Below are 26,042 nucleotides of genomic sequence, written 5' to 3' on the forward strand. Positions count from 1 at the left end.
TCGGCGCCCGGGTCGCCAACTCGGAGCGATCAGCTGCGGGGCGTCCGCGCGGCTCGCGGGAAAATGTCGAACCGGCTGCCACCGGGCCGAACAAGGGAGCAGAAACAACTGCGGCCGCACCCAAAAGTGACTGTCGTCTCGAGAACAACGGCCGATCTGTCATCCTGCAGCTTTCTGAATGGAGTCCAGCGCGATTTCGCGCTCAAACCGCTCGATTATGGCGGCTTTGCTCCAGCGCTCTTCGGCCCGCTGCCGGGCACACTTGCCTAATCGCCGGCGTTCTTCGGGGTGATCGAGAAGAAATTCGATTGCTTCGCTCATCGCCGCTGCATTCTCAGGTGCAACATTTATGCCTACCCCTTCGACTTCGCGCGCCAGTCCTGTACCCGCGTGCGCTCCCGCCACCACGGGCCTTCCCGACGCCAGCATGTTGCAGAGCTTTGACGGTAGAACGAGATCGGCGGCCTCCGCTTTCTGGGGCAACAAATGAACTGTCGCGAGCGCAAGCAGGTCGCCGAGGCGTTCGGCAGGCTGGAGGTCGCGGAAGAGAATATTCGGGATATTTCGGGCTGCCTCTTCCAAATGGGAGCGATCGGGTCCGTTTCCGCAGATGATCAGTGTGGTGTCGCCGCGACTTTCAAGGTGGCGCGCAACGTCGAATAGCAGATCAATGCCCTGCTTCTTGGCAATGCTACCCGAATAGAGAGCGACATGCGGCGTGTGGATGCCCCATTCGTTTCGGTAGGAAGATGCCTCCTGCGGCACGATGCGGTCGACATTGGCCCAGTTGCGCAGCTCGTAAACCGCATGTTCGCTAAAACCCTTTTGAATCAGCTTTTTGCACATCTCTGGCGAGATGCTACTCGCCCGCATGAAGCCTGCGAACATGAGTTGCTCGAAGCGGCCTGCCAGCCGCCCCAAAAGACTCGACTTGTTCATTTGTCCGGTTGCGAAGCCGGCCTCGACTTCGAAATCCTGCACGTGAATCCAAGTCGGAATACCGCGAAGTCGCGCCAGGGGAGCGGCAAAGACAGCAGGCATCAAGGTAGGTGCGATCAAGAACATCCGGTCCGGTGGCTTCCGCATGATGCGGCCAACCAATGGGAGCAGCATTGTGAGGCTGAAGCTGGCATAGTGCGCCAGACGGGTAGCCCCGTTTACTTTCGACGGAATCCAACACATGCAACGGTGGACGGTGACGCCGTTCAGCAGCTCGCTGCGCCATCCGATATTCCGATATCCCGGCGCAAGCTTCCATTCGGGATAATAGGGGTTCGCGCAGATAACATGTACATCGTGACCCATTGCGGCAAGCGCTTCGCACAGCTCGCCGGTATACATCCCCGTGGCCGTCGGTTCCGGGGCGTAGTTCAGACTGATAAAAAGAAGGCGCATGTCAGTTGAGCGTGTCGAGATAGGCCCGATAGGTGCGCTCGATCCCGTCGCGTAGCTTTATTGAAGGCTGCCAGCCCATTGCCGCAAGCTTTTCGATCGACATCAACTTGCGCGGTGTGCCGTCAGGCTTGCTGGTATCGCAAACGATTCGGCCTTCAAATCCAACTGTCTGCGCAACCATTTCCGCCAGCTCGCGGATGCTCAGGTCGTCGCCGCATCCAACATTCACGTGCTCGTATCCCGAATAGTTCTTCAGCAGGAAGACAAGCGCGTCGGCGCAGTCGTCGGCATGAAGAAACTCGCGCCGCGGTGTGCCGCTACCCCATATTGTCAGCACGTCGTCGCCATTCCGCTTTGCTTCGTGAGCTTTGCGGATCAGGGCAGGCAATACGTGGCTGGTCTCAAGGTCGAAATTATCGCCGGGCCCATAGAGATTCGTAGGCATCGCCGAAATAAAGTCGCGACCATGCTGCTTGCGATAAGCCTGGCACAACTTGATCCCCGCTATTTTTGCAATGGCGTACCATTCGTTTGTCGCTTCAAGGGGCCCGGTCAGCAGTGCGTCTTCGGTAAGCGGCTGCGCTGCGAGCTTAGGATAGATGCACGACGACCCGAGGAAGAGCAGCTTTTCAACGCCGATCTCGTGTGCCGCATGGATCAGATTAGCCTCGATCATCAGATTGTCGTACAGAAAATCGGCGGGGTAGCTGTCGTTCGCCAGAATGCCGCCGACCTTGGCCGCCGCAACCACCACGATATCAGGGGCATGCGACGCCATCCATGCGCGAACCGCGGCAGGATCAGTTAGATCGAGCCTGTCGCGCGGCGCTGTCAGGATTTCGCAGGATTCACTAGTCAACCGCCGCACCACCGCGCTGCCGACCATTCCTCGGTGTCCGGCAACAAAAACCTTCTTTCCCTGCAAGAGCTTCATACTGATCCTTGGTTTCTAGCGGCGACCAACCGCAATCGGCCGGGACGACCTACCGGGCTGTCTACGTTGATTTCTTGAGCGCCGGCGCCCGCGACTGCTGAGAAACAGGGCGAGATACGTCAAGCCCAATATCAAGGCGATCGGTGCCAGCGCCGCCATCAGCGAGCCGCGCAGAACGATTGTTTCAAAGCCTATGATCAGCCCGAGAAAGAGCGTTAGCATCACGTCGTCGCTGCGTTGATATATTCGCGCGGCCATGTCCACTCGAAGCAAGGCAAAGCCAATTAGAAATCCGAGGATCACGGCCCCGGGATACCAGAAGTCTATGTAGATCTCACTGGGCAACGGAGCCGAAATATTGAGAAAGTGATATCCAATATTTTGTGCCGCGAGGCTTCCGGTGGGCTGAGGCTTGTCTGGCCAGATTGATCGCGGGATGAATGTAAACGCCGTGCCGGCCAATTGCCCGCCCTTCCGCGTCCCCTGCTGATCTACATAATGCACGACATTCAAGGTCGATTGCATGCCGTCAAAATCACCGCTGGTCCGATAGTAATCAACAGGGTCAAAGTATTCGAGATGGTTGATATCGCCACGGGAGATCATGTTAGCGAGAGGGAATAATATTACCATCGACATGGACATTACCATGAACAGAGAAAATTTTCTCAATGGCCTGCTCATATCTACAGAAACATAAATTATAACTAGTATATATCCAAAGAGATAGAAGCGCGGGATGGACTGAGGTGCGTTGAAGAAGACGGCAATGAATGTCATTGCTATTGCAAGAACCGTAAACGGCACTGTCTTTTCCTTGCGCGCCATCAGCCACATTGACATGCACGAAACGAATGACGCAAAGCGCGCCATGTTGATCACGATCTGATTTTCGACCAGCGCGCGATCGAGTATGGATGAGTTCTCGCCGCCACGACGAGCCAGAAAAAAGTCCCAGCCCACATATCGTCCCGCCATGCCGGCCAGCACCATCAGGCCGATACTTACAAGAAGCAGGATGCGAAGGTTCGAATATCGCTCCGAGCCTCCCGCCCTTTGGTCGGGACTTGCGACCTTTACGCGTCGCGCGCACAGCATCGCGCCGCTGTAAACAGCAGCGGTGAATACCAGTATCAAAACCGATGCGGAACGGACTTCCTCAATCGGATAGGATAGGCCGTAAAAAGGGAATCGGTTCTCGGAAATATGCACAATACCGGGAACGATATAAAAGAATATATGATAGAAACAAAAGCACATGGTCAATATGGAAAATCTCTGCGAGAAAATTCCAAAGAACGCGAGGTCGAAAAGCAAGGCTAGAGACGTTGTAAGTAAGATTGCAGAAAGAAGGTCGGGAAATCCCGCGACTACCACTAGGATTATGCTTAGGGAAATTCCTGTAACAGTTCCAGCAATTCTTAGCGCCTTTCCAGAATAACTGTGACTGCACCTATTTTTCGTCACGCGTTTAGTGTTCAGCGGCCGTTTTGGGTTCTTTGTCGCTTGTTTCATGTCAATGGCTCGCCGATCTAAGCAAAACGTGCAAGCGGTCGGCATAGGCCTGTAGCGCGATGGCGTTCTGCTTGGCCGCCGCATCGGCATTTCGAACCGGGGGATTGCGCGCTGCGCCAGCTAATTTGGCGGCGCAGTCTTTGGCGTCTGCGCGGCCAAAATAGTGTGCATTGTCACCGGCTTGCTCGAAATGCACGCCGAGATCCGAAAGCAGTAGCGGCGTTCCCAAAGCCTTTGATTCCTCGACAGTCGTGCTCCAGCCTTCGAACATTGAGGGATTTATCAGCGCCGTTGCTCCGCGGTTGAGCGCGAGTATTTCAGCATAGGGTACATTCCCGAGAAATTGAAAGTTCGCTTCCAGCCCCCGGTCTCGAACCATCGTTTGGAGCTCTTCGACACGGCGCGTGTTCTCGGGGGCTCCCGAGCTTCCGGTGGATACGACCTTCACCTCCTTCTGGACCATGCTGTCTAGGGCCTCGATCACCAGCCGATGGTTCTTGTGAGCCCAAAATTGATTGGGCAGGAAGACATAATCGTCCGTCAACCCCCACTGCGCGCGGACACGTGACACGTCCTCTTCGGTCGGACGCATCTCCAGATCAATTGCGAACGGGATGACATGCAAAGATCCTCGAAACGGCGGATAGAATTTTTCCATATCCTTGCGGGCATCGTCGCTGGACAGGATGAGAAAACGGCGGCCAGCGATCACTTTCCTGAAACGCATCTCGCGTGCAAGCCAAGCCGTTCGGCTGAAGAGTTGGGGAAGATGCCGATGTTGAAAATCGGGCAGCCAACTGACGACCGGCTGTTCGATATTGCCAACATAACCCGACGCTTCAAACACAACATCGATGGAATGCGCCCGAAGAGCGGTGGTCAGCGCGGGGGAAGGGCGACCGGCAAGTCTTATCATGTCTGTGACTGCTGAGCGGGCGGGGAGTTCCACCGGTTCATGGCCGGTGCTCATCCGGATGCGCTTCGCCACTGTCGGAGGGATGTCTCCCAGTACGAAAATTTGAACTGAAAGGTCCGGATGAAATCGGCGGAGTACGCGGCTCATGTTCAGGACATAGTTGAGCCCACCCGCCCACTGCCGCGGATCCCCGGTGACAATCGCCAGCTTCATTGGCGTGGACCCTCGCCCGCCAGGCTCTCATATGTATGTTTGAGCCCTTCTTCGAGGCGCATGATGGGCTTGAAGCCGAGTTCGCCGAGAAGGGCGGAAGATCCGACCAGGTTGTCGGGGTCCCCGCTGCGTTCCTTTTGCAGGAACTCGAAGGAGCAATCGCTACCCGCCAAGGCGCACAATAGCTGCGAAATCGTCGCGACCGATGTTCCGTGTCCGGTGCAACCGTTGACTGCCATTCCTCCGACCCGCGCCCAATCGGGCGCCATCGCGAGCAGCCGGGCAGCGTCACCGATCCACAACCAATCGCGCAATTCCTCTCCGGTGCCGAACATTTCGACCCTGTCCGCTCCATCGAGCAATTTCCGGCTCAGTTCGTAAACGAGCTGCTTCTGCAAACCCTCGCCGTAGACCGAGAACAGGCGGACGGTGGCGCTTGGAAAATCATATTGCGCCGACCAATAAGCTACGATCTTTTCAGCGAGATCCTTGTGAAAACCATAAGGCGATTTGGGCTGGATAGGAGCCGATTCAACTATGTGGCTCGACGAGTTGTCACCATATACAGCCGCACTCGAGGCGTAAATCAGCGCGGGACGATGCGTCCGCATCCCAGGCCACTGCGCGATCTCCATCGTGCTTTCGACCGTGCGGCGAAAATCCAGCGCCGGATTCTCGATCGACGCATGCACCGACGATCCACCAGCAAGGTGCATGACCAGGGCAGGCGGGCCAAGTCGTTCCACGAGCCGGTCAAGATTCCTTGCCGTGACTGGAGCTGCAACCCATTGGTCGATGCTTTCCGGGTGCGCCCAATGAGACGGGCCGTTGCCGATGCCCGAGACCTTCATATTCTTCTCACGCAGCGCCGCGACGACTTTGCGTCCGATCGCCCCATGCGCACCGGTAACGATCGCGTGACTGGTCATGCGTCGCCCTCACGAAAGGGCGTCAATGCGCGAATAACTTTGGCCGGATTTCCCGCAACCACCGACCAGGCGGGAACGTCTTTTGTTACCACGGCTCCAGCAGCAACCACCGCGCCCTCGCCGACAGTGACCCCCTTCAATATGCTGGCGCCGAAGCCGATCCACACCTTGTGCCCGATCCGCACCGGCGCGACTGTGACTTGATCCCAGAGTTTCACGCCCTTGCCCCAGTTCACGACGTCGTGCTGCCGATCACTCCATTCGAGACTGTGGCTGTTGTGATCCACGATCGTCACGCCCCAGGACATCAGGACGTCGTCGCCGATCTCGATCCGCTGTGCTGCTACGAGCAGGCTGTTCCCGAGCGATGTCCGATTGCCCACAATAAACTCTGCGCCCGGACGGTCCGCAATGATGCGCGCATCGACAATGGACTGTCGGCCCACCACCAGCCTGCACCCTGGATCGAGCGAGACGCGTCGGCGCTTCACGCGGCTGCCTTTGCCGATTGCGATATTCGCCGTAGGCATCAGGCTTCTACAAAGCTGGACCAATCGTCTGAGCATAAGCCTCGACTATTTCGTCAACCAGTGTAGCGGTGACAGTTTGGAACTTTGCCAAAAAATACTGCGCTTTAGCCGACGAAATTTCCCTTCATCGACGCTTACCTGTTCCGGCAGCGTAGGCACGCGTGCGTCCGGGGCGGGCGAACGCCGGATCGCCAGCGCGTTACGAATTCGGCCGGCGATGCCGCGATGAGTGGCTGCACCGTCGCTCCCGATGTTCTGGACGAGAGTGCGCGGCGGGAAGAGCGCCAACCCTCTTTGGCGGTATACCGACAGATACCAGCGGATGGCCCAACTGTCGATTTTTCCGGCCAACTGCATCTCCATCATGCGCGCATAGGGATAGTTTCCCCCCAAGTCAAAATCCCTGCGAGCGCTGCGTTTTGCGCGTATTTCATCCCAGCCTGTAGCGTCTGGCTGATAGTGTTTCCAGGCTCGCGCCCACGTCGCCCAGCCCCATGATGTGATCATCGGAACAAAGAAGCCGCAATCTTCGCTGCGCATCGACGGAACATCGAAATTGTGACCGCTGATCTGGAAAACCCGGTCATCGCTTTCATACTTATCGAGCGCTGCGTTGAACCAGGCGAGCAGGGAAGGGGATACGAGCAGGTCGTCCTCGAGGACGATCGCCCGACCGTATTGGTCACACAGCCTGCCCACACCCGCTTCAATCGATCGCGCCAGGCCTCGGTTCTCGTCCGAAGCAATGAGCTGCACATTCTTCATTCCGCAGTCGCGCACGATCGCCCGAACCCGTTCGACATCGCCGACGGCCTCCTGGTTCTTGGGGCCATCCGAAAAGACGAAGCAGTCGGTTGCCGCGAATTCGGGACAGTTTCGAAGAGACGCCAGCACACTGGGCAATATGTTTGCCCGCCGATAGACAAAGAGGCCGATCGGGGCCAGGCGACGGGGCTTCGGGCTTTGCATCAAGTCATCCATAGCACCAGGCATGCGGTCAGCGCCCCGAGCAGATCGCAGCGCTGACCCTCAAAATGCTCACCCTTTGCCCAGAAGAGCATCCTTCATCAGGATAAGGTCTGCCTGCACCATCTCGCGCGCGAGTTCCCGCACAGTGGTTTCGTGCCGCCAGCCAAGTTTCTCTTGGGCCTTTGTGGGATCCCCGATCAGCAACTCGACTTCGGTAGGGCGGAAATAGCGTGGATCGACTTCCACCAGGCACCGGCCGGTTTCGGCGCAGTAGCCCTTTTCATCGACCCCCGCACCCTTCCATTGCAGTTGGATGCCAACATCCTCGAACGCCCATTCGACGAAGGTGCGCACCGGTGTTGTTTCACCAGTCGCCAGCACATAATCGTTAGGCGTGTCCTGCTGCAGCATCAGCCACATTCCGCGAACATATTCGCGCGCGTGTCCCCAATCTCGCTTGGCGTCGAGGTTCCCGAGCCAAAGCTTGTCTTGCCGTTCAAGTTTGATCGCCGCAGCCGCCCGCGTGATCTTGCGCGTAACAAAAGTCTCGCCGCGCAATGGGCTTTCGTGATTGAAAAGAATGCCGTTGGAGGCGTGAATGCCATAAGCCTCGCGGTAGTTCACAACGATCCAATAGGCATAGAGCTTCGCTGCAGCATATGGCGACCGCGGATAAAAGGGCGTGGTTTCTCGCTGCGGTACTTCCTGAACAAGACCGTACAGCTCTGACGTCGAAGCCTGATAGAAGCGTACCTTTTCTTCCATTTTCAGGATGCGGATGGCTTCAAGCAGGCGAAGCGTGCCAATGGCATCGCTGTTCGCGGTATATTCGGGGGTTTCGAAACTGACTTGAACGTGGCTCTGCGCGCCGAGATTGTAGATCTCGTCGGGTTGAACGTCCTGCACAATACGGATCAGATTCGTCGAATCCGTAAGATCTCCGTAATGAAGCACGAAATTGCGATCCGAAACGTGCGGATCTTCATAAAGATGCTCGATGCGTCCAGTATTGAAGGATGATGAACGGCGCTTGATGCCGTGAACCTCATAGCCCTTTTCTAGCAAAAATTGTGCGAGATAAGCCCCGTCCTGGCCGGTAACTCCTGTGATCAGGGCGGTTTTTCCTAAATGCTCAGTCATACTGGTCCTTATAATTCGACCCAATGGCCGTACGTCTCGAAAAGAAATTCGCGATGCCGTCGAACAGCATCCCGAAGAATGCCGGGCGAAAGGCCTGGATGGTATAGAGCATCCGCGGACCATGCAGGCCTAGATGCCCCCTGAGCAGGTTGTGAGTCTGCCCGGATCGAGATTTTCCTTTGGCGCCAGAGTCGAGGCAAGGCAAGGCTGGTTGTCCCGCGCACGATCTGCGGCGGATATGCCACATTTGGGCCCGCAATTTGAATGGGGGCTTGGCCGGAAAGGTCTCTCATGGGGGCGGCAAAAATGATGTCTGACAATCAAGTGCCCCCGTGCCCATCGGGAGGAGGTGCCGGGGCCGCGACCTCATGGTCCAAAATCCCCTCGAACGCCGGGGCGAAAAATTTCAGTGCAGGCTGAGCGAGATGATTGCTGTCAGAGAAGAGGCCAACGCCGTCCTTGACGAAATAGCATCGTGTCCGCGTGCATTGATAGAGGTCGGGTCGAACCAATCTGATGCCGTCGCGGTTCCCGATCCGTTCAAAGACTGTGGCGAACTTCGCCCGGAACGGCTCGGCGGCTACGCTCGTCGCGGCGCGAGGCTCGACGCCAAATGCGATCTGACGGCTCAGGACGGACGCGATGTCGAGGTCGGGCTCGGCGATTGGCCCAACCACGATCACGCGGCGATGACCGAGCTGTGACGCGAGATCATGCACTGCGTCGGTCAGGGCTTCGACCCGAGAGGTGTCGACAGGCCGGCCGTTGCTCCCAACCAATCCTTCGAGAGGCCAATTCAGCGCGACGATCACTGTCCGCAATTCTGGCAGTTGGTTTACAGCGTCGAGATTCGCTCGCGCTGCATCAATGCATTCGGTCGATATGTTGATCGAAACCGTCGGGAGGCAGCCATTTATCGGTACAAGCGCGCCAGCAACCTTATGCTTGCGAAGCAATTTCTCGATGATCGGCGCATACATCTGGGCGTGCGAATTGCCCAGCAACACGACTTCGGCAGCGTTGATGTCCTGCCCGTCCAGCGTCAGATCACATGCCCTTGAGGCGCCAAAGCGGAATAATTGGCTGACAGGACACCGGTAATGCGTGTCTACAGATCGATTGATCGATGCCGCTTCGGCGCTAAGCCGCGAGGGCAACCCATTAGTAATCAGGACTACAAATGCTGCGACGAGAGCGATGGCCGCGCCGCTAGCAGAAAATTTGGCGACTTTGCGGAATGATAGGGCTCTCGTTCGGAACGGCTGCTCTACATATTTCCAGCTGAAGAACGCCGCCGCGACGGCGGCCAGACCCACCAGCGCGGCCTCGGAAAAGGTCAGGTCGCGAACCAGATAATATTTTGCGAGCACGATCAGCGGCCAGTGCCAAAGGTAGAGCGAATAAGAAATCTGGCCGACGAGATTGATCGGTCGCAAGGCGAGCAATTGTCCGGTCGCAGTGGCTATCGGCGCGCTCGCCCAGATCAGAACCGCTGTGCCGGCGACTACGGGCAATGCGACAGGCAGCCACCATGGCCACGGCCCATGATAGAATAGTCCCCCCACAAGCAACAAGAGCGCGCCCCCCCGTGCGAGCATGCCCGCCCGGGGGGAGAGGGTTGCCTGGCCGTGAAGCGTTATCAGCACACCTGCGCCCAACTCCCAGGCTCTGGTCGGAAGCAGGTAGAATGCGGGTGCCGCACCTCCTATCGTCAGCAGCCAGATGTTCGCGCTGAGCGAGCCGATGGTGAGAAACCATATCGTCGGGACGAGAACAGTCCGGCGACGATAAAGGAGAACTAAAATGATAGGGAAGAATATATAGAATTGTTCTTCAACACCTAGCGACCAAAGGTGCAGAAGTGGCTTAAACTCTGCCGCCCTCGAAAAATAGTCCGTATCGCGCCAAAAATATATATTTGCCACAAAAAATATCGAAGCGATTATGCTTTTTCCAAAGCCCTCAAGGTCGGCAGGAAGGAGGATGAATCCTGACGCAATAATTGTGAATGCCAGGACGAAGAGCAGCGCTGGCATGAGGCGTCTGATACGCCGTTCGTAAAAATTGAGAAGTGTGAACCTTCCCTTCTGAATATCCTTCAAAATTATTCCGGAAATAAGAAATCCTGATATAACAAAGAATATGTCTACGCCAAGAAATCCCCTAGAAAGGGCGTTGTGGAACAAATGGAATATAACTACGCTGGTAACAGCAATGGCGCGCAGTCCGTCGATATCGTAGCGATATTCTGACGAATTATTTCGGTTCATTAATTCTTCCATGTCCGGATGTCTGATGGCGGCAAGGCGTCCAACGCGGCACTAAGAATGCCCCAACAGCGCTTGGTCTAGACGGAAGTCGCCATTTCTTGTCAAGCGAGAGGGCGGTGCTCGCCTGGCGTTTCCCTATCAGGTCCCGAGGCCCGCCGCATGGTCGTCTGAATGTGTACTCCGGCATTCATGCTGGCATTTCGCTGCGCGCCGACGCACAGGTACGGCACTGGCGCGTTCACAGGTGCAGGCAAACACCTTGGCAGCGGAAGCGACATCTAAAACGCGTTCTTGTGGAAAACGACGCTGATAGTTCGGAGCAAGATCTTCATATCGGAGATCAGCGACCATTCGGACACATACTCCAGATCAGCATTGAGACGATCGCGCAATTGCTGCTCATCAAACGTATTCCCGCGGTGTCCTCGAATCTGGGCGAGACCGGTGATGCCGGGCTTGACGACATGGCGGTGCCAATACGCATTATCGACCTCCCAGTACAAACGTTCACCCGCAAGGGCGAGTTCGGCGTGGGGCCTTGGCCCCACAAGGCTCATGTCGCCTCGAAGGACGTTGATGAATTGCGGCAGTTCATCGATACTCGTGCTGCGGATGAATTTTCCGAATTTGGTCACGCGAGGATCGTCCCGCTGCGTCAGTTTTCGAGCCCGGTCGTCTTGCATGTCCGTCCGCATCGAGCGAAACTTAATTATGCTGAACTTTCGGTTTCCAAGGCCGATGCGGTCCTGTTTGAAGAAAACCGGCCCCGGGCTGTCGATCTTGATGAGGAGTGCGACCACTGCAATGAAAGGGACCAAAATCGGCATCAGCAGCAATGTGATGAGCAGGTCGAACGATCGCTTCAGTAAGCGCTGATTCCAGGGCATTGGTCCGCTGGTCAGAACCAGGCTCGTCTGCCCCGAACGCTGGCCGATGGCGAGGGGGTGTAACGCATTAAGCTCGGGCGTGACGATTTCGCTCGGAACGTCCAGTGATTTCAGCACGAAGGCCCATTGAGCGCGCTTCTCCGGCGGACAATGCACGACGACGCTGTCCATGCCCATAACGACCCGGCCCAAATGGTCGATAGCCGCAGGGTCCGCAGGGTCCGGCGAAAGTCCATGGGCGCTGGCATCGAGGGCTCCTTCACCCGCGAATTCGCTCCGCGGCCAGTCGTCGTAGATGCATAGCGTCGCGAAGGGGGAGGGCCCAAGATAGCGATTAGCAATCCTCGCCAGGACACTGCGCCAGCTGACCACCAGGACGATGCCGAGAACTGTGCCGAAGCCGAACACGAGGCGAGAAAATTCGGCGCCGATCTTCATGAAGAATGCTACGAGCAGCAACGTGGCAGCTGCCCAAGCCAACGCCGTTCCAGCCCGCCAGCCACTACGAAATGCGTCAATTAGCAATTCGGTCTGATGACCGCGGTTATTGAACGAAATTCCCAGATAGATTGGCAAGACGCTGACCAAAATCCGGGACACCTGCTCGACGTGATGCGCGTCGAGCCACGCGTAACTGGTGACCGAATAGGCGACCGCAATGCAAAGCAGATCAACAGCAAACGCCCAAATCGTTAGCTTTCTGCGCCTAAGCCTCTTGCCGGCGAGCCGGTCCAACTGGGGGGCTGCACGACGCAACTTGGAGAAAGTTCCTGGTCGAGACGTTTCGCTTTCTGCGTTCATTGCAGAACCGGACAGGTTGGTGATGGATGACTCGATATCCATGATGCCTCACATGACAAATTCTGTCCGGATCGATCAGGTGAATGCCGGAGCTTGAATTCTCTTTGATCTTCGACCCCTGATTTTCGCTTCGCACAATGGTCCGGCCAAGGCAAGGCAGCGCGGCAGGGCAAGTTCCTTGCCTGAAATGGCTCGGTAACTGGCGGTCGATGCAACGGCTCATACCAGATTTCGTTCCCCTTCACCGCTTGCCACAGGGGCATCTTACGGGTGCCAGCTGGGCGGCAGCTGGTCTCAACGAGCTGCGCGGGGGCTTGACTTTGCTGACAATGATCCGCCATTCGGGCAGCCGTTCCAGCCAATATCATCAAGATTTCCGGGGTTCCGAACTGATGAATGCTCGCGTGCGCCGACGTAAGCTTGCGCCTTCGCAAGGTCCCCTGCCGACGAGGCCGGATGCGCCATCGAAGTTTGCGGGTCCCGCTGTTTGGACCGAAATACTACTGTACGCACTGATTGTATTCGCACTCGTTTTTGGCGGCGGCGCGATATCCGCGAATCCGCGAATCCTGCTGATCTGCGTAACCGCTGCCGCCTTGCTGCCGCTGGCGCTCTGGGCCGGAGCCGGCCGCGCGTTTCGTCGCCTTCCGCTCCTGGCGCAGGTCGCTGTGGTTCTGGTTCCTCTATTGCCGCTCTTGCAGCTCGTCCCTTTGCCGCCTTCGATATGGGGGGGCTTTCCAGGCCGCGAGTTGCCGACGACGATATTCGACCTCGTCGGATCGGGGAGCGAGTGGCATCCGCTCAGCCTGACCCCTCGCGACACCGCGTTGGCGGCGTTGTGCCTGCTTGCGCCCATCGCTGCCTTTTTTGCTGCGTTGACCCTTGATGAGCATGCGCGCGAAAGGTGCGTGATGCTTGTCCTTGGGGTGGCTGCGGTATCGATATTCGTAGGCCTTATCCAATTGGGAAGTCGCGGCGCGACGCTTGATTTCTATGGCAGCACGCACCGGGGATTCCTGTTGGGTTTCTTCGCCAATCGCAACCACGAGGGAGATTTCATCGCCCTTGCTGCGGTATTCGCCATAGCCTTTGCGCATCGAAAACTAAGGTATCGGCAGGGACTTCTGGCGTGGTCCGTCATATTGTCGCTGACCTTTCTGGTTGCGGCTGTCGGGACCATTTCGCGCGCCGGCCTGGGCTTGACGGTACTCGGCATTGCCATGATGCAATTTGCGCATTTCGGCCAGGCGCTCAATCGTCGTCGATTGATTTTAATCGCGGCCGCGATCGCGATCGCGGCGCTCGCAATTTATCTGCTTAGCTTCACGAGTGTTGTCGAGCGGTCCCTTTCCCGATTCAATGGGGTTAGCGACGATGATCGATTGCGCCTCTGGCAGCTGTCGGCTCCACTGGTAACTCAATATTTTCCTTGGGGGAGCGGCCTGGGTAGCTTCGTTCCGGCTTATGCAGCGATCGAACCGCTGGACAGTGTCAGTCGCGTTTATCTCAACCACGCTCACAATGAGTATCTGGAGTTGCTGATCGAAGGTGGCCTTCCTGCCATGGCCGTGCTTGGCGTTGCCGTCGTGGCTCTCCTGACGCGCGGGCTGCGGGTTCTGTTCGGCAAGGGACGCCTCGCGGCGTTCGGTTTGCCTTCGGCCATCGGTCTGCTGCTCGTTGCCTTGCATTCCATCGTTGACTATCCGCTTCGTACCCAATCGATTGCCGTGCTGTTCGGCGTCATGGCAGCGTTTTTCTTTGCGGAATCGCCCACCAGGATGCGCGTGCGCGTTGATTCCGCTCGACCGGCAGAAGAGTAAGGCAGACCGATGGCCCGGATACTTTCCTCGATGGGATTGTTCGTCGTGTTGCTCGCGGGCATCCTGTTCGTATTCTGGCAACAGGCTTCCGTCAAGATTGCCGGCGATCCGCAATGGATGCTGCTCGCCGTTCCAGACGAAAAGGTGCCGCCCGAAGTCGCAGTCAAGGCCCGCGAATTGCTGGCCGAGCAGCCTCTCGACCAGCCCGTGCTCAATCTCTTGTTCGCCATCGAAGCGCGCGGAGACCTCACTGATGCGCGGCGGAAGGCGTTTGCCGGTGCGCTGGTCGGGCTCGGATGGCGCGACACGCCCAGCCAGCAAAACCTTATCTACGAGGCGGTTGCGAATCAGAAGCCGGAAGACGCTGTACTGCGGATCGATGGCCTGCTGCGACGCGGCAAGATGATCGACGCAATTCTTCCGATCATGATCCGGCTCGAAAGCTTTCCTCCGGCAGCAGAATTGCTGATTGAACGGCTCGAGCTTCAGCCCGAATGGCGGACGACCTACTTCAAGCTGGGATCGCTGTTGCGAGATCCGGCGACGCTCGATGCCCGTGTCCGATTGCTCGATCGCATGCTCGAGGAAGGCAAGGCGCTTCGGCATAGCGAACTCAAACCCTCGCTCGACGCGATGATGCGGGAAGGGCGGCGCGGCGATGCGGCGCGCATAGCCTTGAGCGCGAACCGAACCGCAGCATCCGCCGCCCCGATTTACGACCCCGACTTCTCGAAATTCATCGCCCTGGCCCCAGAAGATCGGATGAGTCCCTTGCCCTTTGAGTGGGAGACGTTCAGCCGGCCGGGGGTGTCTGCCCAGATTTTGCCGGAAGGGAAGGACGGCGAATTGCAGCTGAACTGGGGAGGCAGCGGTGCGCCGATATTCGTGCGTACGATGGTGCTACTCGCCGACGTGGGTCAGCCTCGCTTGGACGTGGACGTTTCGACGCAGGACGACCTTAAGGAACTCAAGATGTTCGAATTCCGGCTCGCATGTCCCGGTGAAGAAGGGGTTGCTTTCCGCCCCGTAGACAACGAGGCACGTTCGACAAGCGTCCGCTTCCGGCTCGACGGCTCAGTGTCATGCGAATATCCTGATCTGGTGATCGCAGGGCGTCCGCAGGATCGTGACGCCTTTGCTGCGGTGACAATCGATGCGATACGGCTCGTAACCGAGAACGGCCAAGGGTTGTAATCTCGAGACATCGGCTCGAATGAAGGCAGCACGATGCCGATGACCTTCGCCTTCGACAACAGCTTCCACCGCACGATGGAGGGCTTCTACGCCCCTGCCGAAGCGGCGCCGCCGCCTGCGCCCGAACTGCTCGCCTTCAACCGTCCCCTCGCCGAAAAGCTGGGCCTGACCCTCGACGCAAGCGACGAGGACCTCGCCCGCCTCTTTTCGGGCGGCGAGCTTCCCGAAGGCGCCAACCCGCTCGCGCAGGCCTACGCCGGGCACCAGTTCGGGCATTTCTCGCCGCAGCTCGGCGACGGCCGCGCGCTGCTGCTCGGCGAAGTCGTCGCGCCGGACGGCGCGCGCTTCGACATCCAGCTCAAAGGGTCCGGCCCCACGCCTTTCTCGCGCAACGGCGACGGCAAGGCGGCGGTCGGCCCGGTCTTGCGCGAATATCTCGTCTCCGAGGCGATGGCGGCGATGGACGTGCCGACGACGCGCTCGCTCGCCGCGGTCGCGACCGGCGAGCGCGTGCAGCGCGAGCGCGCGCACCCCGGCGCGGTGCTCACGCGCATCGCCGCGAGCCACATCCGCGTCGGCACCTTCCAGTTCTTCGCCGCGCATTTCGGGGCCGAGCATCTGAAGCAGCTCGCCGATTATTCGATCGAGCGTCATTTCCCGGACCTCGCCGATGCACCCAATCCGCCGCTCGCGCTGCTCGAAAGGGTCGTCGCGCTCCAGTGCGACCTCGTCGCGCGCTGGCTCGGCATCGGCTTCATCCACGGCGTGATGAACACCGACAATGTCGCCATCAGCGGCGAGACGATCGATTATGGCCCCTGCGCCTTCATGGACCGCTTCGCTGCCGAAACCGTGTTCAGCTCGATCGACGCGAACGGCCGCTACAGCTACGCGCGCCAGCCGCAGATAATGCACTGGAACATGGCGCGCTTCGCCGAAGCCTTGCTCCCCGCGATCCACGCCGCCGACGAAGGCGGGGTCGAGGAGGCCAAGGCGGTCGTCGCGCGGATTCCCGACCTTTTTCGTACCGCGTGGCTGGCGCGGATGCGCGCGAAGCTGGGGCTCGAGGAGGCTTTCGAAGGCGAGGGCGCGCTCGTCGATGCGCTGTTCGCCGAACTCGAGCGCCACGCGGTCGATTTCACCGGCTTCTTCCGCGCGCTCGCGTCCCTGCTGCGCGGCGACGGCGGCCCGCTCGCCGCGCTGCTGCCCGAACCCGACGCGATGGCGCCGTGGATCGCCGACTGGTGGGCGGCGATCGAGCGCGAGGGCGCCGACCCGGTCGCGCGCGCCGGTGCGATGGATGCGATCAATCCGCTCTACATTCCGCGCAACCATCTGGTCGAGGCGGCGCTCGAAGCGGCCGAGGGCGGCGACATGGCGCCCTGGTTCGCGCTGCTCGAAGTCGTCCAGAGTCCCTTCGTCGAACGCGAGGCGTGGGGCGACTATGCAAAGCCGGCGCCGGCCGATTCTGGTCCCTATATAACCTATTGCGGTACCTGAAAGGCGTAGCCGCCGACCCCTTTGCCGAGTTGAGCGGGACCTTGCGGCTTGCTAGGGCGCTGCGGCTCAACCGAAAGCAGGAGCATGATAGTGTCCGACTCCCCTTCGCCTTCCGCATCGAGCGGCCGCAAGATCGCCGTCGTCGGGACCGGCTATGTCGGCATTTCCAACGCGGTCCTGCTCGCGCAGCGGAACCGGGTGGTGGCGCTCGATATTGATGCGAACAAGGTCGACTTGCTCAACGCGAGGCGATCGCCGATTTCGGATGCCGAGATCGAGGACTATCTTGCGAACCGGCCGCTCGACCTCGTCGCGACGACCGATAAGCGCGTGGCCTATGACGGGGCGGAGTTCGTGATCGTCGCGACGCCGACCAACTATGATCCCGACACCAATTATTTCGATACCGGATCGGTCGAGGCGGTGATCGCCGATGCGCTCGAACGAGCGCCGGGCGCGTTGATCGTCGTCAAATCGACCGTGCCCGTGGGCTTCACCGAGCGGATGCGCGCCGAAACCGGCAGCAATGACATCATCTTTTCGCCCGAGTTCCTGCGCGAAGGAAAGGCGCTCTACGACAATCTGCATCCGTCGCGGATCGTCGTCGGCGACACGCATCCGCGCGCCGGCGAATTCGCCCAGCTGCTGGTCGCCGCCTCGCTCGACCCCGACACGCAGGTGCTCCAGACGGGCAATACCGAGGCCGAGGCGATCAAGCTGTTTGCCAACACCTATCTCGCGATGCGCGTCGCCTATTTCAACGAGCTCGACACCTACGCCGCACTGCACGGCATCGACCCGCGCCAGGTGATCGAGGGCGTGTGCCTCGATCCGCGCATCGGGTCCTTCTACAACAATCCCTCCTTCGGCTACGGCGGCTATTGCCTGCCCAAGGACACCAAGCAGATGCTCGCCAATTACAAGGAAGTGCCGCAGAATCTGATCCAGGCGATCGTGTCGTCGAACACGACGCGCAAGGATTTCATCGCGGGCGAAATCATCAAGCGTGCCCCGCGCATCGTCGGCATCCACCGGCTCGCCATGAAGGCAGGATCGGACAATTTCCGCGCCAGCAGCATCCTCGGCGTGATGAAGCGCATCAAGGCGAAAGGGATCGAGGTTATCGTTTATGAACCGCTGCTCGAAGAGGAACTTTTCTTCAATTCGCGCGTGATCCGGAACCTGGAGGAATTCAAACGGGGCGCCGATGTCATTATCGCAAACCGCGTCACCGACGACCTCGCGGACGTCGCGGAAAAGGTCTACAGCCGCGACCTGTTCGGCGCCGACAGCTGACCCGGCGCCCGGCGATTGCGCAAGGCTGATTCGCGCGATTGGTCGCAAAGCCCAGAGAATGCGATTGCGCTGCCGATCCGGGCAGGTCACAAGTGCGGATCGGCAGAGACTTGATGCGAAATATTGAAAAGCGTCGCATATTTTTCGCGCCCCTGACTTTCGCGCGCACGCTGCGCGTCGTGCCTGCATTGCTGATTCTTTCGGTATCGTGGCTCGCGTGCGGCCATATCGCTTCGGCGCAGGAGCGGACGGTTTCGCCCCCGCCGACACCCCCGGCCGCCGAAGCGCAGGACGCCGCCGGTGCAGCCGAGCCCGACGCGATCGCGGCGCCGACCCCGCCGCCGCCCGAGGTCCAGCTGCCCGAGGTCGCGCCGATCATCGACGAGGATGAGTTCGAGGACGCGATTCCGCCGATCGGCGCCGAGGACGATCCCGAACTCGACCGGCCCCTCGAATCGATCGCCGAGTTCGAGCGCCAGCAGGCCGAAAAGGCCAGGCAGGATAGGGCGAGACAGGACGCCGACAGCGAAGGCGCGCCGCCGCCGGCGGTGGACGGCACGCCGGTTCCGGCGCTCGCCGACGGCGATACCGCCGAGCCGATCGGCGATGCGCCGATCAGCGACGGCGAACTCGCGGCGCCGCTGCCCGCGCTTGAGGATTTCAACGTCGAACCCGTCGAGTTCGCCGAGCCCGAGGAAGAGGGGCGTGATCGCAGCGTCGAATATAGCGTCCAGATCACCGGGCTCGACGGTCCCGACGTCCGCTCCGACATCGACCTCGGCGATCTGTTCCACGATCTGTCGGCGCTCGAGGACGGCGACGGCAAGGCCGACAATGTCGCGATGCTGCGCGCGCGGCTCGGCGCCGATGCCGAGTTGATGCAGCGCATCCTGTCGTCCGAAGGCTATTATGATGCGCAGATCGAAACGCGCATCGACCGGGCGCCGGTTGCCGAAGGCAATGGCAATGGCCAAGGGCAGGGACGCCGCCGCGGGCCGCTGACCGCGGTGATCGCGGTGACGCCCGGCGAGCGCTACACATTTTCCGGCATCACGATCAAAGCCGAACCGACGGTGCCGCCGCGGCTGATCGAGGACAATTTCGCGCTGAAGGCCGGCGAGCCGATCATCGCCGAGCGCGTGCAGGGTGCCGAGGCCGCGATCGCGCTCAAGCTGCCCGAGGAGGGCTATCCCTTTGCGAAGGTCGGACAGCGCGACATATTGCTCGACGGCGCGACCGCCGAGGGTGCCTACACGCTGCCCGTGACGATCGGCCCGCGCAGCCGCTTCGGCGGGATCGAGACCAAGGGCGATCTCGCCTTCGATGCCGAGCATGTCGAGGTGCTGTCGCGTTTCGAGCGCGGCGACCTTTACGACAGCCGCAAGGTCGACGATCTGCGGCAGGCGCTCGTCGCGACGGGGCTGTTTTCGAACGTCGCGGTCGAACCGAAGCAGACCGGCCAAAGTGCCGGCGACGGCACCGAATATGTGACGGTCGACGTCACCCAGGACGCCGGGCCACCGCGCACGATCGCGGGAACCGCGGGCTATGGGACCGGCGAAGGGATTCGCCTCGTCGCCAGCTGGACGCACCGCAATCTCTTTCCGCCCGAAGGCGCGCTGATCGTCCGTGGCGTCGCGGGCACGCAGGAGCAGAGCCTCGGCGTGACGATGCGCCGCTCCAATGCCGGGCGCCGCGACAAGAGCTTCGAGCTGGTCGCCGAGGCGACGCGCAGCCGCTACGATGCCTATAATGCTTTGACCGGCCGCGTCGGGGTGCGCTGGGCCTATGAATCGACGCCGCTGTGGCAGAAGAAGTTCACCTATGCCTATGGCGCCGACCTGATCGCGACGCGCGAGGACGATTATGACTTCGCGCTCGGCGAGCGGACGAACGACTTCTACACGATCCTCGGCCTGACCGGACAGGTGGGGATGGATCGCACCGACAGCCTGCTCGATCCGACGAAGGGGTTCCGGCTGACCAGCCTGATCCAGCCCGAAGGGTCGATGCGCGGCGATTTCTCGCCCTATGTGCGCACCCAGATCGACGCGAGCGGCTATTATCCGGTGACGGACAGCATCGTGCTGGCCGGCCGGTTGCGCATCGGCTCGATCCTCGGCGCCGCGCGCGAGAAGCTCGCGCCGTCGCGGCGCTTCTATGCCGGCGGCGGCGGTTCGGTGCGCGGCTTCGGCTATCAGGAACTGGGACCGAAGGACCCGAACAACGATCCGATCGGCGGGCGCAGCCTCAACGAAGCCGCGGTCGAGGCGCGCTATCGCTTCGGCAATTTCGGCATCGTCGGTTTCGTCGACGCGGGGCAGGTCTATACGAGCTCGCGGCCTGATTTTTCCGATTTGCGCTACGGCGTCGGGGTCGGCGCGCGCTACTACACCAATTTCGGGCCGATGCGCTTCGACATCGCGACGCCGATCGACCGCCAGCCGGGCGAATCGAAGATCGCCGTCTATATCTCGATCGGACAGGCCTTCTGATGGCCGATGACGCCCGCCTCGACGCCGAGGGCGCAGCCGCGGCGCCGGCGGCGAAGGGCTGGTCGCGCCGCATCGCGCGCGGCGTGGGAATTGCCCTGCTCGGCCTGATCGCACTCGTCGCGCTGTTCCTGATCGGGCTCAACAGCGATGCCGGACGGCGCTTCGTCGTCACCCAGATCGAAAAATATGAGTTCGAGAACGGGATGAAGATCGGCATCGGCCGCCTCGACGGCTCGCTCTATGGCGAGATGATCGTGCGCGACTTTTCGCTGTCCGATCCGCAGGGGCGCTTCCTGACCTCGCCCGAAATCCGGATCGACTGGCGGCCCTTTGCTTATCTCGCGAACCATATCGACATCCGCTCGGCGACGGCGAAGCGGATCACGCTCGAGCGGCTTCCCGAATTCAAGCCGGTGCCCGATACGGGCGAGCCCTTGCTGCCCGACCTCGACATCGACGTCGGCAGGCTTGCGGTCGATCGCCTCGTCTTCGAACCCGCGGTCGCCGGCGAGCGGCAGGAGGCGCGGCTTTCGGGCAAGGTCGCGATCGCCGACCGCCGCGCGCAGCTGCGCGCCGAGGCCGAAACGATCGGATCGGGCGCCAGGGGCGATGCGGTGAAGCTGCTGCTCGACGCGGTGCCGGAGAAGAACCGGCTCGCGATGACGCTCGATCTGCGTGCGCCGCAGGGCGGGGTGCTCGCGGCGATGGGCGGCTTCACCGAGCCGGTGACCGCGAAGCTCGACGGGCGCGGCGACTGGACGAAATGGGACGGCACGCTCGTCGCCGATCTCGGCGCCAATCCGCTGGCGCGGATCGGGCTGGCGGCGCGCGACGGCACCTTTGCGGTCAAGGGCAGGGCGCAGCCCTCGCGCCTGCTCGAAGGCACGGCGGCCGCGCTGCTCGGCCCCGAGACCGAAATCGCGCTCACCGCGGCGCTCGACGAACGCAAGGCGGCGCTCGACGGGCGCGTCGGCTCGGATGCCATCCGGCTCGGGATCAGCGGCGGTGTCGATCTCGGCAAGAATCGTTACGACGCGTTGCAGCTTGCCTTCGTGCTGCTGCGTCCAAGCGCGGTCGCGCCCGGGGTGCGCGGCGACGGGGTTCGCGCGAGCGCGCGCTTCGACGGCGCCTTCGCGACGCCGACGGTCGAATATCAGGCCCAGGCGAACGCGCTCGGCGTCAACGACATCATCGTCGAGGCGCTGAGCCTCGGCGGCAAGGCGCGCGTCGACGCCGACCAGATATTGATCCCGGTCGCGGGGCGCGCCGCGCGCATCCGCGGGCTCGATAGCGTCGCGGGCGGCCAGCTCACGCAGGTTCGGCTCGACGGCGACCTCGCCTGGTCGGACGGCCGCCTGCTCAGCGACAATCTGCGGCTGCGTTCGCCGCGCATCGACGCGAAGGCGATCATTGTCGCCGACACGAACAAGGGTTTCTATACCGGGGCGATCGACGGGCGCGTCAACAATTACCGGATCGAAAGCGTCGGCATCTTCAACATCGACACCAACATGGACCTGAAGACCGCGCCGCGCGGCGGGTTCGAGATTGCGGGCAATGTCCGGGCGCGTTCGACCAAGCTCTTCAACGACGGGGTGCGCGACCTGCTCGGCGGCAATGCGGTGACGACCGCCAATGTCCGCTATGGCACCGACGGGATCGTCCGTTTCAGCAACCTGCGCCTGACCGCGCCGTTGCTGCGCGTGACGGGCGGGCAGGGGAGCTATTCGCCCGATGGTCGCATCCAGCTCAGTGCGCGCGCGAATTCGACGCAATATGGCCCGCTCGGGGTCGAGGTCGCGGGGACGATCAGCGACCCGCGCGCGGTGCTGCGTGCAGAGCGGCCCGGGCTCGGGATCGGCCTCGCCAATCTCGAGGCGCGGCTCACCGGCGCGCCCAAGGGCTATCGCCTCGCCGCGACGGGCGACACCGATTATGGCCCGCTCGCGGCCGACGTCGTGCTGCTCACCGCAGCGGGGCCGCTGACGATCGACGTGGAGCGCGCCGACCTGTCGGGAATCGAGATGAAGGGACGCATCGTGCAGAGCGAGGCCGGCCCCTTCACGGGGCGGCTCGATGCGTCGGGGCAGGGACTCGGCGGCCTGGTCCGCCTCGGCGCCGACGGCCGGTATCAGACGGCGGCGATCAATGTGCGCGCCAACAATATGACGCTGCCCGGACCCGCAGGGCTCGTCGTCGGCTCGGCGGTCGTCGATGCCGATGTGACGCTATACGAGCAGCCGCGGATCGTCGCCGACATCCAGCTCGCCGATACGCAGCTGCGCGAGGTCGACATCGCGGTCGGCCGGGTCAAGATCGACTATGCCGGCGGCCGCGGCCGCGCGCAGGCGCTTGTCGAAGGGGTGAGCGGCGTGCCGTTCCGCGTCGCGGTCAACGCCGATCTGCAGCCCGAGCTGTGGCGCGCGTCGGTGAAGGGCCGCGCGACCGGCATCGCGTTCGAGACCGTTTCGCCGGCGCGGATCGTCCCCGGCGACGACGGCTATGAATTGCTGCCGACGACGCTCGACCTCGGGCGCCGGAGCAGCGCGCGGATCGCGGGCAAATATGGCGACGGCATCCTGCTGCAAAGCCGGCTCGACCGGGTCAATATGGCGCTGCTCAACGCGGTCTATCCCGACCTTGGCCTCGGCGGGCGCGCGAGCGGCAGCCTCGATTTCGCGCAGGCGAGCGCCGACGCTTTTCCCCGCGCCGACGCGCGGCTGACGATCGACAATTTCACCCGGACTACCGCGGCGCAGGTCAGCGAGCCGGTCGACGTCAATTTCGCGGGCAAGCTGCTCGCCGATGGCGGCGAGGCGCGCGCTGTGATACGCAAGCGCGGCAGCGTAATTGGGCGGATGCAGGCGTCGCTCCGCCCGCTCGGCTCCGGCGCCGGCCCGTGGATCGAGCGGCTGCGCGCCGCGCCGCTCGGCGGCGGCATCCGCTACAACGGGCCCGCCGAAACGCTGTCCTCCTTTGCCGGCATGCCCGACCAGCGGATCGCCGGGCCGGTCGCGGTCGCCGCCGATTTCAGCTGCACCCTCGCGGCGCCGTGCCTGAACGGCGTCGTCCGCGGCAATGGCATGACCTATGAAAATGTGACCTATGGCACGCGCTTCACCGATATGGCCGTCGATGGCCGCTTCAGCGGCAACCGGCTCGAGATCCGGAATCTGACCGCGACCGCCGGCGACGGCGCCGTCACCGCGAGCGGCTTCATCAGCCTGGCCCAGGCCGAGGGCTATCCGATGAACCTCACCGCGACGCTCGACAATGCGCGACTTGCGCGCAGCGACAATATCGCTGCGCGCGCGACGGGAACGCTCAAGCTCACCAAGTCGAAGGGCGAGACGGCGCTGCTGTCGGGCGAACTGCGGCTCCCCGAAACGCGCTATCGCTATGTGCGCGAGGGTGCGGCGCAGGTGCCGACGCTGAGCGGGGTGCGCCGCAAGGCGCCGGCCGGGCGGCGCCGGATCACCGGCGAGGGGATGGCGGCGGCGAGCGGCAGCCTGTTCGACGCGCTGCGCCTCGACGTCCACCTGCGCGCGCCCGACGAACTCTATGTCAGCGGCATGGGGCTCGAATCCGAATGGGAAGCCGACGTGACGTTGGCGGGCACGACGGAGGCGCCGCGCGTGACCGGCGAAATCGAGCTCGTGCGCGGCACGCTGGTCTTTGCGAGCCGGTCGTTCGAGCTTGAGGAAGGACGGGTGACCTTCCCGACGGGCGATCCCTATGACCCGTCGATCCAACTCGTCGCGACTGAAGCGATCGAGGATGTCGAGGTTTCGATCAACGTGTCCGGGCGCGCGTTGGCTCCCCAGATCACCTTCTCGAGCGTGCCGGGATTGCCACAGGACGAAATCGTGTCGCGCATCCTGTTCGGCGACTCGATCACCTCGCTGTCGCCGTTGCAGGCGGTGCAACTCGCAGCGTCGCTCAATCGGCTGAACAGCAGCGGCAGCGGCCTCAGCCCTCTGGGCTCGCTACAGTCGGCCACCGGCATCGACCGCCTGCGCGTCCTCGGGGCCGACGAAGCCGAAGGCCGCGGCACCGCGCTCGCCGCAGGGCAGCATATTTCGAACGACATCTATGTCGAGATTATCACCGACGGGCGCGGCTATACCGCGACCCAGCTCGAGATCAGCCTGTCGCGCGCGCTGTCGATTCTCAGCACCGCGGGCGGATCGGGCGAGACGTCGCTGTCGATCCGCTATCGCAAGAATTACTGATGCGCCGCGCCGCGATAATGCTGCCGCTGCTTCTGCTCGGCGCCTGCAAGGACGAGCCCGATTTCGACACGCGCTACGACAAGGCGGCAGCGGAGATCGAGGCGCGGGCAAAGGCGATGGACGCCGATGTCGCCGAAGCCGACAAGGCGGCCAAGGACGATGACGGGACCGGCGCCGCGCCGCAGACCCGTTAGCGATTCAAGCTTGTCAGCGCGCCGAAGCGCCGCTAATCCGCCCGCGTCATCTGGGGAGTAGCCAGCCGTCGCCCCTTGCGATGGGCCGCCGCGTCAACATACTCGGTCGAGAGGCCGTGGTGCGGTGGGAGCGGGATCACCGTTCGGGCGAGACCAATGGCATCGCGCCTCCGTCCGGGCCGGGCGGCGGGCGGGATGTCCGTTGGAATCGCAAGCCGCCCGGCCCCGGAGTTCGTTCATGGAAGCCCTGGTCACCTCGACCGCCATCGTGGCGCTTGCCGAGATCGGCGACAAGACCCAGCTGCTCGCGATGCTGCTCGCGACGCGCTTCAGAAAACCGGTGCCGATCATCTTCGGCATTCTCGCGGCGACGCTCGCCAATCATGCGCTCGCGGCCCTGCTCGGCGCGCAGGCGGCGGCTTTCCTCGACAGCCCGATCTTCCGCTATGCGATCGGCGCCTCCTTCGTCGCGATGGCCGCATGGACGCTGATTCCGGACAAGCTCGACGACGAGGATGCTCCAGCGCCCCGGTTCGGCGCCTTTCTGACCACGCTCATCGCCTTTTTTCTCGTCGAAATGGGCGACAAGACGCAGGTTGCGACGATCGCGCTCGGCGCGCGTTTCCATGATGTCGCCGCGGTAACCGCGGGGACGACGCTCGGCATGATGATCGCCAATGTGCCCGCCATCTTCCTCGGCCACGAACTGTTGAAGCGGGTCGACCTCGCCAAGGTCCGCGTCGTTGCCGCGGCGTTGTTCCTGGCGATCGGGCTCTGGGTGCTGGCGCAGACCGCGGGATGGATCGGCTGAG

General features: G+C 61.7%; 18 protein-coding genes. 8 read left to right on the forward strand and 10 right to left on the reverse strand.

The features are described from left to right. Positions 1–159 precede the first annotated feature (159 nt). The 10 genes from CHB69_RS00585 to CHB69_RS20450 form a co-directional block, all read right to left on the reverse strand. Positions 160–1,395 carry a WcaI family glycosyltransferase gene (locus tag CHB69_RS00585; protein ID WP_089214054.1) on the reverse strand — a complete coding sequence of 412 codons (1,236 nt, stop codon included), beginning with the start codon at positions 1,393–1,395 and terminating at the stop codon, positions 160–162. Position 1,396: 1 nt separating this feature from the next. Beyond that, entirely contained in the window at positions 1,397–2,329 is a 933-nt protein-coding gene (gene fcl, locus CHB69_RS00590; RefSeq protein WP_089214055.1) for a GDP-L-fucose synthase, read from the reverse strand. A gap of 15 nt (positions 2,330–2,344) precedes the next feature. Further along, positions 2,345–3,844: a hypothetical protein gene (locus CHB69_RS00595; protein ID WP_141133883.1), complete on the reverse strand. Its 1,500-nt coding sequence runs from the start codon at positions 3,842–3,844 to the stop codon at positions 2,345–2,347. Position 3,845: 1 nt separating this feature from the next. After that, the gene (locus tag CHB69_RS00600) at positions 3,846–4,973 is read right to left on the reverse strand and encodes a glycosyltransferase family 4 protein (RefSeq protein ID WP_089214057.1); all 1,128 of its coding nucleotides are present in this window, start codon (positions 4,971–4,973) and stop codon (positions 3,846–3,848) included. Further along, positions 4,970–5,902, reverse strand: a complete 933-nt coding sequence (locus tag CHB69_RS00605) for an NAD-dependent epimerase/dehydratase family protein (protein WP_089214058.1) — start codon at positions 5,900–5,902, stop codon at positions 4,970–4,972. Before CHB69_RS00605 ends, CHB69_RS00600 begins: the two co-directional genes overlap by 4 nt. Next, positions 5,899–6,432 (reverse strand): acyltransferase, encoded by a 534-nt coding sequence (locus CHB69_RS20640; RefSeq protein ID WP_281252624.1) that lies wholly within the window; start codon positions 6,430–6,432, stop codon positions 5,899–5,901. Before CHB69_RS20640 ends, CHB69_RS00605 begins: the two co-directional genes overlap by 4 nt. A gap of 45 nt (positions 6,433–6,477) precedes the next feature. Next, positions 6,478–7,401: a glycosyltransferase family protein gene (locus CHB69_RS00615; RefSeq protein ID WP_141133884.1), complete on the reverse strand. Its 924-nt coding sequence runs from the start codon at positions 7,399–7,401 to the stop codon at positions 6,478–6,480. Positions 7,402–7,470: 69 nt separating this feature from the next. Beyond that, positions 7,471–8,541 (reverse strand): GDP-mannose 4,6-dehydratase, encoded by a 1,071-nt coding sequence (gene gmd / locus CHB69_RS00620; protein WP_089214061.1) that lies wholly within the window; start codon positions 8,539–8,541, stop codon positions 7,471–7,473. A gap of 320 nt (positions 8,542–8,861) precedes the next feature. Continuing rightward, the gene (locus CHB69_RS00625) at positions 8,862–10,811 is read right to left on the reverse strand and encodes an acyltransferase family protein (protein ID WP_170935382.1); all 1,950 of its coding nucleotides are present in this window, start codon (positions 10,809–10,811) and stop codon (positions 8,862–8,864) included. A 278-nt stretch (positions 10,812–11,089) separates the two neighbouring features. Beyond that, positions 11,090–12,541, reverse strand: a complete 1,452-nt coding sequence (locus CHB69_RS20450) for a sugar transferase (protein ID WP_089214063.1) — start codon at positions 12,539–12,541, stop codon at positions 11,090–11,092. Positions 12,542–12,828: 287 nt separating this feature from the next. Between CHB69_RS20450 and CHB69_RS00635 the strand changes: the two genes are divergently transcribed. The 8 genes from CHB69_RS00635 to CHB69_RS00670 all read left to right on the forward strand — a co-directional run bounded on the left by CHB69_RS00635 (position 12,829) and on the right by CHB69_RS00670 (position 26,041). Then, the gene (locus CHB69_RS00635) at positions 12,829–14,319 is read left to right on the forward strand and encodes an O-antigen ligase family protein (protein ID WP_170935383.1); all 1,491 of its coding nucleotides are present in this window, start codon (positions 12,829–12,831) and stop codon (positions 14,317–14,319) included. A gap of 9 nt (positions 14,320–14,328) precedes the next feature. Next, positions 14,329–15,513 (forward strand): hypothetical protein, encoded by a 1,185-nt coding sequence (locus tag CHB69_RS00640; RefSeq protein WP_141133885.1) that lies wholly within the window; start codon positions 14,329–14,331, stop codon positions 15,511–15,513. 33 nt (positions 15,514–15,546) lie between these two features. Then, the gene (locus tag CHB69_RS00645) at positions 15,547–17,013 is read left to right on the forward strand and encodes a protein adenylyltransferase SelO (protein WP_245836423.1); all 1,467 of its coding nucleotides are present in this window, start codon (positions 15,547–15,549) and stop codon (positions 17,011–17,013) included. An 84-nt stretch (positions 17,014–17,097) separates the two neighbouring features. Then, positions 17,098–18,309 (forward strand): nucleotide sugar dehydrogenase, encoded by a 1,212-nt coding sequence (locus CHB69_RS00650; protein WP_089214066.1) that lies wholly within the window; start codon positions 17,098–17,100, stop codon positions 18,307–18,309. A 179-nt stretch (positions 18,310–18,488) separates the two neighbouring features. Beyond that, positions 18,489–20,804 (forward strand): autotransporter assembly complex protein TamA, encoded by a 2,316-nt coding sequence (locus CHB69_RS00655; RefSeq protein ID WP_245836424.1) that lies wholly within the window; start codon positions 18,489–18,491, stop codon positions 20,802–20,804. Next, positions 20,804–25,036, forward strand: coding sequence for a translocation/assembly module TamB domain-containing protein (locus CHB69_RS00660; protein ID WP_089214067.1), 4,233 nt, complete (start codon positions 20,804–20,806; stop codon positions 25,034–25,036). Before CHB69_RS00655 ends, CHB69_RS00660 begins: the two co-directional genes overlap by 1 nt. Continuing rightward, positions 25,036–25,230, forward strand: coding sequence for a hypothetical protein (locus tag CHB69_RS00665; RefSeq protein WP_089214068.1), 195 nt, complete (start codon positions 25,036–25,038; stop codon positions 25,228–25,230). The genes CHB69_RS00660 and CHB69_RS00665 overlap by 1 nt, the downstream gene beginning before the upstream one ends. Positions 25,231–25,468: 238 nt before the next feature. Continuing rightward, positions 25,469–26,041 carry a TMEM165/GDT1 family protein gene (locus CHB69_RS00670; RefSeq protein WP_089214069.1) on the forward strand — a complete coding sequence of 191 codons (573 nt, stop codon included), beginning with the start codon at positions 25,469–25,471 and terminating at the stop codon, positions 26,039–26,041. Position 26,042 lies beyond the last annotated feature (1 nt).

The sequence above is a fragment of the Sphingopyxis indica genome (genome assembly GCF_900188185.1).
GTDB lineage: Bacteria > Pseudomonadota > Alphaproteobacteria > Sphingomonadales > Sphingomonadaceae > Sphingopyxis > Sphingopyxis indica.

Bases quoted from the DNA above. Each gene is read 5' to 3' on its own strand.
- CHB69_RS00585 (WP_089214054.1), bottom strand. From the start codon at position 1,395: ATGCGCCTTCTTTTTATCAGTCTGAACTACGCCCCGGAACCGACGGCC.
- fcl (WP_089214055.1), bottom strand. From the start codon at position 2,329: ATGAAGCTCTTGCAGGGAAAGAAGGTTTTTGTTGCCGGACACCGAGGA.
- CHB69_RS00595 (WP_141133883.1), bottom strand. From the start codon at position 3,844: ATGAAACAAGCGACAAAGAACCCAAAACGGCCGCTGAACACTAAACGC.
- CHB69_RS00600 (WP_089214057.1), bottom strand. From the start codon at position 4,973: ATGAAGCTGGCGATTGTCACCGGGGATCCGCGGCAGTGGGCGGGTGGG.
- CHB69_RS00605 (WP_089214058.1), bottom strand. From the start codon at position 5,902: ATGACCAGTCACGCGATCGTTACCGGTGCGCATGGGGCGATCGGACGC.
- CHB69_RS20640 (WP_281252624.1), bottom strand. From the start codon at position 6,432: ATGCCTACGGCGAATATCGCAATCGGCAAAGGCAGCCGCGTGAAGCGC.
- CHB69_RS00615 (WP_141133884.1), bottom strand. From the start codon at position 7,401: ATGCAAAGCCCGAAGCCCCGTCGCCTGGCCCCGATCGGCCTCTTTGTC.
- gmd (WP_089214061.1), bottom strand. From the start codon at position 8,541: ATGACTGAGCATTTAGGAAAAACCGCCCTGATCACAGGAGTTACCGGC.
- CHB69_RS00625 (WP_170935382.1), bottom strand. From the start codon at position 10,811: ATGAACCGAAATAATTCGTCAGAATATCGCTACGATATCGACGGACTG.
- CHB69_RS20450 (WP_089214063.1), bottom strand. From the start codon at position 12,541: ATGGATATCGAGTCATCCATCACCAACCTGTCCGGTTCTGCAATGAAC.
- CHB69_RS00635 (WP_170935383.1), top strand. From the start codon at position 12,829: ATGATCCGCCATTCGGGCAGCCGTTCCAGCCAATATCATCAAGATTTC.
- CHB69_RS00640 (WP_141133885.1), top strand. From the start codon at position 14,329: ATGGCCCGGATACTTTCCTCGATGGGATTGTTCGTCGTGTTGCTCGCG.
- CHB69_RS00645 (WP_245836423.1), top strand. From the start codon at position 15,547: ATGCCGATGACCTTCGCCTTCGACAACAGCTTCCACCGCACGATGGAG.
- CHB69_RS00650 (WP_089214066.1), top strand. From the start codon at position 17,098: ATGATAGTGTCCGACTCCCCTTCGCCTTCCGCATCGAGCGGCCGCAAG.
- CHB69_RS00660 (WP_089214067.1), top strand. From the start codon at position 20,804: ATGGCCGATGACGCCCGCCTCGACGCCGAGGGCGCAGCCGCGGCGCCG.
- CHB69_RS00665 (WP_089214068.1), top strand. From the start codon at position 25,036: ATGCGCCGCGCCGCGATAATGCTGCCGCTGCTTCTGCTCGGCGCCTGC.
- CHB69_RS00670 (WP_089214069.1), top strand. From the start codon at position 25,469: ATGGAAGCCCTGGTCACCTCGACCGCCATCGTGGCGCTTGCCGAGATC.